The sequence below is a fragment of the Rhodopirellula maiorica SM1 genome (genome assembly GCF_000346295.1).
Classification (GTDB): Bacteria; Planctomycetota; Planctomycetia; order Pirellulales; family Pirellulaceae; genus Novipirellula; species Novipirellula maiorica.
The window spans coordinates 1-9702 of the sequence record NZ_ANOG01000036.1 but is presented as its reverse complement, the minus strand read 5'-3'; the positions used below and the strand labels follow the sequence as shown (position 1 = coordinate 9702).

Annotated in this window: 8 protein-coding genes; 3 read left to right on the top strand and 5 right to left on the bottom strand. The window is 54.2% G+C overall.

The window, feature by feature from the left end:
• The 5 genes from RMSM_RS01235 to RMSM_RS01210 form a co-directional block, all read right to left on the bottom strand.
• On the bottom strand, positions 1-1090 hold a 1090-nt coding region (locus tag RMSM_RS01235; RefSeq protein ID WP_040763433.1), incomplete at its 3' end, for a TolC family protein.
• Positions 1091-1482: 392 nt separating this feature from the next.
• Positions 1483-2937 carry a DUF389 domain-containing protein gene (locus RMSM_RS01230; protein WP_008690309.1) on the bottom strand — a complete coding sequence of 485 codons (1455 nt, stop codon included), beginning with the start codon at positions 2935-2937 and terminating at the stop codon, positions 1483-1485.
• A gap of 39 nt (positions 2938-2976) precedes the next feature.
• Entirely contained in the window at positions 2977-4266 is a 1290-nt protein-coding gene (locus tag RMSM_RS01225; protein ID WP_040763431.1) for a DUF1552 domain-containing protein, read from the bottom strand.
• 64 nt (positions 4267-4330) lie between these two features.
• Positions 4331-6718 carry a DUF1592 domain-containing protein gene (locus tag RMSM_RS01220; RefSeq protein ID WP_236621957.1) on the bottom strand — a complete coding sequence of 796 codons (2388 nt, stop codon included), beginning with the start codon at positions 6716-6718 and terminating at the stop codon, positions 4331-4333.
• Positions 6719-7101: 383 nt separating this feature from the next.
• Entirely contained in the window at positions 7102-8010 is a 909-nt protein-coding gene (locus RMSM_RS01210; RefSeq protein WP_008690303.1) for a cation diffusion facilitator family transporter, read from the bottom strand.
• Between the two features lie 362 nt (positions 8011-8372).
• Here RMSM_RS01210 and RMSM_RS01205 point away from each other — a divergent pair, with 362 nt between their 5' ends.
• The 3 genes from RMSM_RS01205 to RMSM_RS01195 all read left to right on the top strand — a co-directional run.
• Positions 8373-8831: a hypothetical protein gene (locus tag RMSM_RS01205; protein WP_008690301.1), complete on the top strand. Its 459-nt coding sequence runs from the start codon at positions 8373-8375 to the stop codon at positions 8829-8831.
• Between the two features lie 5 nt (positions 8832-8836).
• Entirely contained in the window at positions 8837-9316 is a 480-nt protein-coding gene (locus RMSM_RS01200; protein ID WP_008690299.1) for a TadE family protein, read from the top strand.
• 5 nt (positions 9317-9321) lie between these two features.
• Positions 9322-9702 (top strand): TadE/TadG family type IV pilus assembly protein (locus RMSM_RS01195; protein WP_236621956.1); only part of this gene is annotated, 381 nt, incomplete at its 3' end.

The window sequence follows — 9702 nt, the reverse complement described above, 5'->3', positions numbered from 1 at the left end:
GTTGGAGATCGAGGTTCGGAATAGGCTGGACACATTGACGCCGAATGTTCGCTCGCGCTTGGCTGATTCGTGTCTGAGCAGCTTGGTATTCGGGGCTCGACGCGACCATGGTGGCGGCAACATCTGACCAATCGAGCGTGTTTTCGGACTGAGGCAATTCGCCTTGCAGTGTGAGCGGCTGCATGTGCGGAGTCCCGGCCAACGCTACGAGTTCTCGCCACGCTGCCGCATACCGAATTTCGGCTTGCTGCAACGAAAGATCGATCTCGTTCTTTTGCACCTTGGCTTGCACCACATCCAATTGCGATCCTTCGAGTGCCTCCTTGCGAAGCTCGGCTAACTCCAACCCCTTGTCGGCAACGGATTGAAAGTCGTGGATCAATTTCATCCGTTGCTGAGCCGCCAAGGCATCATAAAACTTGACGCGAATGTCGGTCGCAATTCTGTATTTTTGTGCTTCCAACTGAAACAATTGAGCTCGCAGGGCTTCGTTCTGAACACGACGATTCAGCTCTAATTTGTCTGCGGTGACTAGCGTTTGAGAGATAAAGACCGTGTGTTGATCGGTGCCTTCATCGGCCAACTGCATGCCTTGGTAACCGACCGTCGGATTGGCCCGTAACCCTACTTGCGTGCGAAAACCCGCTGCTTTTTGCGTCGTGGCCACAAGTCCTTGGATGGTTGGATTGTTGCCAAGAGCGAGAGCTTCGAAATCCGCCAGGGTCATTGTCGATGGTTCGCTAGCGATTTCACCGGATGTATTTTCAAACGGAACGGCAACTTGCACCATCGTCTCGGGATACGTCGCTTGGCCATCGCTGGCAAAGCCAAAATCATCAAAGTTGACTTGGGAAATATCACTTTGGGAACTGGCCGTTTCCGTCACGGTGGGCCCAGCCGAGTTAGATTCAGCCGTCTTAACCATAACCTCCTCAGCGGATCCCTCAGGTGCGTCAATCAGCGACACGTCAAACGACGACGGGTTGGATTCCACTAACGAAGAAAACATCCCCGGCGATGCACACCCAACCATACTGGCGGTCGATGCGGCAAGTAGCAAGTTAGCAAAATAGAGTCGTCGCTTAGACATCAAATACACCAATATTCAAACTGAGTTCGTTCTCGTGCAACTCGTTAACGCTGGAAACAAGCGAGCAGTGCTGCTGACGGTGATCCCCATTTCGTGATCCCCATTTCGTGATCCCTGGCTCATGATCCCTGTCTCGTGCGAATCAATTGTTACTGTTATTCATCGGATAGCAGCGGTAGGCATCGTTGGGAATAAACCTGTTGCACACGTTCAACCGCTTGCGGAAATGCGAATGATCCGCGCAACCGGCAAAGTCAACCTGCATACCGCAGCAAAAGAGCGTCAGCGGCAAAAAATGATTCAATACGCACAGCGGCAGTTGGGCAAGGATGATGGGGCGAAGTTTTATTGGCCGCTTGAGCCCAGCCTACCGAAAGATCTTGCCACCCCACTCAGTGACCGAGCGTCCAGACCAGAACCAGAAGCATCAGGGTGACCAACAGGATCGTCATCCGTCCGGCCCAGCGTTGGCCAACCGTAAACGCGCGGTCTACTCGCATGCCGCGTGCGTACAGTACAAAGGAGGATCCCATCATGATCGTCAACACATTCACCGAAACCAGCAACACCGGGCCAAAGATCGGCGTCCCTTGTCCGCTACTCCAAATCGGGCTATCAGCGCCTTGAGTAATACGAAATGCGATCTGCAGCCCCGCCGTCGATATTGGCGGCACCAGTGCGGCTGCGATTGCGGCACCCGCCAACGCCGAGGAAAGATGGCTGCGTGTCCGCGCGTAGGAAGCCGCCATTCCTCCGACCAGCCCGACACAAAAATCCAAAGCCGATGGTTTACAGCGAGCCCACATCTCGGGTGTAACCTCGGGCGTCTGCAACATCACCACAAGGCAACCAAAGAGAAAACTGGAACTCAAGGCTCCAAGGAAACCAATTACAATCGCGTTGGAAGCCGTCTGAAACAGCGGACGGTTACCATGAGTCAGTGCCAAGCCGGCGCCGACAATCGGTGTCATCAACGGAGCAATCAACATCGCTCCGATAATCACCGCTGCCGAATCTTGCAGCAATCCAAAAGCCGCCAGCATGGCGGATGCCGAGATCAATCCCAAAAACTCCCAGCTCGGATGCGAGCCTTCGGTCAACGACTGTGACAACTCAACTCGTTGCTCTCGTGTCACCGGTTCGGCAACATGAGTGGACCAATACCGCAGTCGTGAAGCCAACGATTCAGGAAACGTTTCCCCTTTGCTAATCAAGGCAATCGACGCCTGGGTCGATTCCTTCATCAGTGCACGAGCGGCGGCATACCGTGTTTCCTCACCCGGCGTCCGCCCATAGAGGATCCAAACCATGTCTCCCGTTTGGCACCGCTGGGTTTCCAGCCGAACGGCTTCCTGTTCCAGCCACTTTGGGTTGTCCGCGTCAATCGGCAGATCGTTTTCGAGGAGCGGTGCTTGGCCGGAATGCCCGAGTAACCGCTTGGCGATCCGCTGCGTCGCCGATTGCGTGGAGCCATCGAAATCAAAGATTTGCGATGACGAGGTTGGCGGAACACCGTTGATGCGAAGCCACAATGTTTGAACCGGCGAACGCTCGAACAAGGATCGCTGCAGCGGTTCATCATGAGCTTCCTTGACGATCAGAACCAAGGACGATTTTTTGACACGAATGTGGTTCAGTACCGAATCGATATCTTCATCGACCACCTCGATTGTCTTAATCGTCGATGAAGACTGCAGCGTTTTTCGAGCCTGTTCCGCAAGTGTGCTGCGGTCCTGGCCTAATACGACCAAGACGATTTCAGCATCGATCGAATCGGCAATGGTCTCGGCCCACGGCGTCCCCTCGGTCAACTGACGCTGCGAACTCACAAAGAAATAGAGCGACATGTTGACGACGGATTGCTTGGGAACGGAGCAAATAGGTGGTTAGCTGGATAACCCGTTCATCGTTCCGGTGCTGGTAGCAAATTGGTCGATTTCCATGCCCAGATTCTGCAGCATCGAAACGTACAGGTTCGGCAGAGGGTAATTGTTCTTTCGATCAAATGCGAGGTGTTGTCCATGTCGGAAGCCTCCGCCAGCCAACAACACGGGCATATTGCGATTGTCGTGGTTGGACGCGTTGCCCAAATTGCTAGTCAAAAAGACCGTGGTCAAATCCAACAGCGAAGCCCCCGAGTCGTCGGTCTCTTTCAGATCTCGCAAGAACTGGCCCCACTGATCCACAAACGCTTCTTCGACGATCGCCAATTGCGACAACTTGTCTTCGTCTTGACCATGGTGGCTTAGCGAGTGATAGCCTTCGTCGACACCTTCGAGCGGAAGAACGCCACCGCTGCCAGGAACGTGAAACGAAATGTAGCGAGTCGAATCGGTTTGCAAAGCGAGTTTAATCACTTCGCACATCGTTTTTTGCCGAGCGATCAGATCATTCGGGTTGCCTACATCGACGGGTTTCTTGGCATCGACATCTGGTTTGGGAAGCTTGGCCCAGCGTTCGGACAATTCCATCCGTTTTTCCAACTGACGGACGCTCGTGAAATAGGCGTCCAATCGATTGCGGTCACCCACGCCGAGTTGCCGCTCGAGCGATTTAACATCCTCGCCGACAAGATCCATGATGCTGCGTCCCTCGTGAACACGTTGGGCTTGAATCTTTCGCTGCTGGGGTGGATCGTTGATAAACAACTTGGCAAACAAACGCGATGGCGATGATTCGGGTGGAATCATCGATCCATTTTCGGTGTACGACGGACTGGTTGATCCGCCGTTGCTAAGCACCAGTGATGGAAATCGAGTGGCATCGCCAAAGTGTTTGGCGAGCAATTGATCGATCGAGATCGAGTTCTTCGCCTTGCCCGCAGACCCCATCGGCGTCGCGGTCAAAATGCTCGCCTCAGCTCGGTGGCCACCTTTCACCCCCGGATGCGACGTTCCCGAGACCACGGTGAATTGATTCCGCAGGTCTTGCAACGGACGAAGGTAAGGTGTCGCTTGATAATCACGTCCCCCGGCCTCGGGGAACAAGTTATCTGCGACCAACCCAAGTCCAAGCGTCATCGTAACGAGCCGCTTTGGTTTACTTTCGCTGCGGTCGCTGGCAAACGTCGGCTGCATCGCGCTCAACCATGGCAACCCCATCGCGATCCCGGTACCACGCAACATGGTGCGACGGTTCAAGCGAGATTTAAGATTGAAGTGAATTGTTTTTCTCATGGTTTCTCTGTTCGTTAAATGAAAGGCAAACGATCGGCGAACCGATGCAATGGACTGTTACCATCTACTTTGACAAAAAGATCGGACTCAATACCACCGCGTCCAACAGCGATCGCATTCCGTAATGATCGTCGGATGTGGAATCGACAATCTGTTCCACAATTTGACGATCCGCAAAAGCGATCGGGGCTCCGGTGCCATAGACCAGCAGTTTTTCCGCGAAATTGCGAGCCAGCATTTTTTGTTCATTCGCGATCAGCTCACGGAACTGGTTAAACCCATCGAAGGGCCGACCATCGGCCAATTGATAGCTGGGATCTACTTTGGGGCCTTTGCGTCTGCCTTTTCCCGAGATCACATAATGATCTCGCCATTGGCCGGCCGCATCAAAGCTTTCCAGTGCAAATCCGGGCGGGTCGATCTTCGAGTGACAGCTCGCGCATTCGGTATGATTGCGATGCAGTTCCAATTGGTCGCGAATCGTTTTTGCACCACGGATATCGGGTTCAATCGCAGGAACACTTTCAGGCGGCGGAGGAATCGGTTCTCCTAAAATGCGATCGCACACCCATACGCCTCTCAGCACCGGTGACGTCGTCGTACCGTTCGCCGTGACCTTTAAAATCGCACCTTGGGACAGCAGTCCTCCTCGCGACGAACCTTTATCCAGTTTGACGAGCCGAAGCTCATCGCCTTCGATCCCCTCGATGCCATAGAAACGTGCCAAGCGGCTGTTCAAAAACGTAAAGTCCGAACGAACCAGTTTGTCGATGCTGGCGTTCTGACTAAGCAGCGTCTCGATATAACGATGTGTCTCGGCCAACATCGCGTTCTCGACTACCGAATCGTAGCGAGGGTAAAGCTTGGGATCGGGTTCGGTGAAATTGATATCGATCAAATCGAGCCACTGAGACGTGAAATCCGCAACAAATTGGCGTTGTCCGTTTCCGCCAATCAATCGATCGACTTGAGAAATCAGCACCTCGGGATCACGCAGCTTCTGTTGTCGAGCCAGTTTGAACAGTTCGGCATCCGGCATCGATCCCGTCAAAAAGTAACTCAGACGCGATGCGATCGCAAAATCATCCAGCGGCGTTCTCGACGAAATATTGCTTGCCGACTCGGTTGACGTCGGTTCGATCAAGTACATAAATCGAGCGGAACAAAGAATCGCACGGTAGCTTGCCCGCAACGCTTCGAGCGGATCGCCGTTGTCCTCGAGCATTTGCGACAGAATCTCGATGTAGGGCTGCAGTTCCGCCTTGGAAACAGGACGACGGAACGCGCGGTGAGCAAAACGATTCAATTGCTCGCGGAGCTCCGTCTGCGTGACTTGTTTGTCTAATTGCAAACGCTTCGTTTTGCTATTTTTCGCATTGCCCGACTTACTGAGCTTCAAGCTTCCGAACAAATGATTGCGAACCGAGCTGACATCACCGCCGGGATGAATCTCTTCAATCTTCATTTCGTGAAAGGCGACACCCGCAAGATTCTGAGGCGTCCCCTCACCGGCGCCCACTTGGCCTCCGGCGAATCGTCCTTGCTTTAACGTTAAATCGCCGGGACGAATTTCGAACATCTGACCTTTGGGAACCCAAGCTTCGAAGGTTCGCTCGATCGGTTCGTCGGTCGCCTCAAACGACCCAACCCACGACATCAGCGGAGCTCCCGATGTGCAAAACCCAGTACGCACGGTGCACCAGACGCCGTGATCCTCTGGCTTGTTCATTGCCGATGCGGTCACAGTCATTCGGTACCAACCATCTTTTGGTACCGTCGTGGACTGGATGCGTCCGTAGAAGATCAGTCGGGACGCCCAAACCACTGCCTTTCCATCAAGCATTTCAGGTTCGCGACATCGCCGTTTCGGATTTGTGCGTGCAATTTGTTTTGCGGTCAACGATTTGACATGAGGCGACTCGTCCTCCAAAGCACGATCAAAGGCTTCGTCGAGGGCTGCATCGACAATGTTCAGATGCGATTCGATCTGAAAGTGTGACATCGCCTGGGCCGAGGCGATATTGGTAAATCCATCGACTCGTGGGTCCTCGGGCGCGAGCGACGCTAACGGAATATCGATCGACAACAAATCATGCAGCGTTCGTTCCAACTGCAACGTCGTCAAACGTCGTGCTTGCACGCGGCCCAGCTTCGAAAACTCGAACAACTGAGTCGAGGTGATCCAACGCGACGTCGCGTCGAGAAACCGCTTGCGAACTTTGGGTTCCAAGGATTCGGCATCTTCAGGCGGCATTTCGCCCTTTTCAACTCGATCGAAAACGCGTTGCCATGTTGCGAGCGTTTTCGGATCGGATAGATCAGCCCCCAGCGCGGACGCATCGAATCCGCCTTCGCCCGATTCGTCAGCGTGACAATCGATACACGAATTTTCGAGGATCTCGGTGGCTGCCCCCGGCATATGCGACTGCCCTTGGCCAGATTCCGCACTCACACAACATGGTGTAAGAACGATCACCATCACAAGCATTCGGATTGGCGCACACGGAAACAAAGGGTTCGGCATGGTAGGGGGGAACAACAGGCTAGAGTGTCATTGGCCGCAGCGATTGCCGGGCATCGGTGGCAGGTAGGGGAAGGCGGGATGCACACTATTTTAATCAATACGTCAAGGATTGTGCGAGTCCTTTTCGTGCCAGATATCGCCGCTTTGTTAGCGAATCCTGCTGCGTCAAAGCATTATTTTGGCGTCGCAGGATGGGGGTCTCGGTTTCGCAGCGATCGGCAAAAACCACGAAAAACTTGACCTCTTCCGCTTCCGCCTTGCCTCGATTCAAAGGCCTAGCAAAGCACGAGGTTGCCTTTCCCCCCATCATTTCACAGCGATCCGGCCTCGGCTTGGCGGCAATTCGCAGCATCAACACTCGATTCGATTTGCACCGTGGCGTGGCTGATCTGGAACTCGTGATCCAAGTCATGAGCGATCTTTTTCAGCAGGGCATCGTTGTTTTCGAGCTGCGGTTTGACCAGATGAGCCGTCAAAGCAATCTCGGTAGTGCTCATCGCCCAGACATGCAAATCGTGAACTGCCGTCACTCCGGGCAACTTCAGCAAATAGGCGCTGACGTCATCAAGATCGATCTTTTTGGGTACGGCCTGCAGAGCGTAGTTCACCGATTCGCGAAGCAGATCGGTCGTGGCAACAAAGATCACCACGGCGATCAACAAACTCGTTGCGGGGTCGATCCAATTCCACTGGGTATACAGAATCAACACGCCTGCGACGGCGACTCCCAAGGACAACAGCGCGTCGGCCGCCATATGCAAAAACGCACCGCGAATATTCAGATCGCCATGCCGACCTTTCATAAACAACAATGCCGTGATCGTGTTAATCACCACCCCAATTAGCGCCACGATGATAACCGTCGGCGCGGCAACGTCGGCAGGGTCTTGGAAACGGTGAATCGCTTCCCACGCGATTCCTCCGATCGCGACCAATAGGATCAACGCATTCACCAGCGCCGCCAAAATGGTCGTGCTCCGCCACCCGTAGGTGCGTTTGTTGCACGGCGGCACCTTCGCCAACGCATAGCCTCCCCATGCGATCAACAGCCCCAACACGTCCGAAAGATTATGTCCGGCATCCGCCAACAGCGCCAGCGAATGGCTGTAGAAACCGTACCCTGCCTCGACTAAGACAAACGCCACATTGAGTACCACGCCGATGGCAAAGGCCGATCCGTAATTCTGATTTTCAGTGTGATGGTGGGCGCACTGATGCATCGTCTTTCCTTAACACAGGTAATCACGCAAACAGAGAGAGCTTGATAACACCGTTATAAGCAACCGGTCAAATTTTGTTAGCCGTGGGGCATTTGTTAGCCGTGGGGCAAACGTCCAATGCCATCACCCTTGGCCCTGACCGGCAACACTGTGAAGCATTTTGTAGCGGCAGGACGCGACGGATTAATCGCTGCGAACGGCATAAACCGCAAATCGATCTGCTGGGGGGAGGCAAGTTTGTGCGTAGACGAATCGATTCGCGGAACTCTGACCTACGGTTCCCTTGGAGAGCCGATTTGCCCGACCGCAACCATCTGACACTTTGCGAGTCAATTCACCTACCCATAGTCGTAGACGAAACCATGAGCCAAACCAAATCACGCCGCAGCCGAACGCTTGTTGATCGCGAGGTCCAAGGAGGACTTCTTCGCAAGATCGCGATTCACTGGATCGTATTCTTTGTGTGCAACGCGATTGCCTTGACCATTTGGATTCGCTTGTTCGAGCAACCCGATGCCGAATGGGGCCAAACGTTTGTCGATACGATGCAACGATTCATGCCATTTTTTGTTATCACAATGGCGTTGATCCCCGCCTTTGTCTGGGACACGTTGAAGCTGACCAATCGTTTTGCCGGCCCCATCTTGCGACTGCGAAACGCCCTTGCGGACGTCCGTAGCGGCCGCGCGGTGACGCCGTTGCAGTTCCGCAACGACGACTTTTGGCAAAACATTGCCGCTGATTTTAATGCGGTCATCGAGCGGGTTCCCAGCGTGATCCCAACCACCGATCCACCTTCGGCCACCGACCGGGAGGTATAAAATCGATGACCACCACGAAGCAACGTTTCCACCGCACGATCGATCCGCAACCGGCTAACGGAAAAGACACGAACCGTCACCTCCGTATCAATCGCCCTCGCCGGCGTTCACGACACGCGGTCGCAGCAGCCGAATTCGCAGTCTGTTTGCCAATCCTCGTTCTGCTAGTGTTCGGTTCGATCGAAGCGAGCAGTTTTATCTTCCTGAAACAAGCCCTCAGTGTGGCGGCGTACGAAGGAGCTCGCGAAGCCGCACTGAGCACTTCGACAAACAGTGCTGCGGAAGATCGTGCCATCAATATTCTGAACGCACGCAACGTGCGTGACTTCGCCGTTCGGTTTCCCGATCGCAGTCCCGAACAAGCCAAACGGGGCGAAGAAATTGCAGTCGAAATCGTGGCTCCCACGCAGTCCAACAGCCCGCTGGCGGGTCAGTTCATTGCCAATCGAGACTTAATCGCACGCGTCGTGATGTTGAAGGAATAATGATGATGAATGACTCTACCCCTCAATCTATCTTGCGTCCGACTAGCTTGCGCCGATCCAGTTTGCATCGGGGCACCTTACGTCGTGATGCGTCACGTCGCCGTGGTGCGATGCTGGTTTTGATCGTGATCATGATGGTCGCCTTTATGATGGCGGTCACCTTCTCGGTCGATATCGCTCAGATGCATCTGGCCAGAACGGAACTTCGAAGTGCCACCGATGCAGCGGCCAAGGCTGCGGCACTCGAGCTATCGCAATCGTTCAACGAAGGGACAGCGATTCGCCGCGGCCAGCAGATTGCACTTCGTAACACCGTCAATGGTGAACCTTTGATCGTCGACGCGAGCGACTTTTCGTTTGGCGCCAGCCGCGAAGCCGCCTCGGGC

Bases quoted from the DNA above. Each gene is read 5' to 3' on its own strand.
- RMSM_RS01230 (WP_008690309.1), bottom strand. From the start codon at position 2,937: ATGTCGCTCTATTTCTTTGTGAGTTCGCAGCGTCAGTTGACCGAGGGG.
- RMSM_RS01225 (WP_040763431.1), bottom strand. From the start codon at position 4,266: ATGAGAAAAACAATTCACTTCAATCTTAAATCTCGCTTGAACCGTCGC.
- RMSM_RS01210 (WP_008690303.1), bottom strand. From the start codon at position 8,010: ATGCATCAGTGCGCCCACCATCACACTGAAAATCAGAATTACGGATCG.
- RMSM_RS01205 (WP_008690301.1), top strand. From the start codon at position 8,373: ATGAGCCAAACCAAATCACGCCGCAGCCGAACGCTTGTTGATCGCGAG.
- RMSM_RS01200 (WP_008690299.1), top strand. From the start codon at position 8,837: ATGACCACCACGAAGCAACGTTTCCACCGCACGATCGATCCGCAACCG.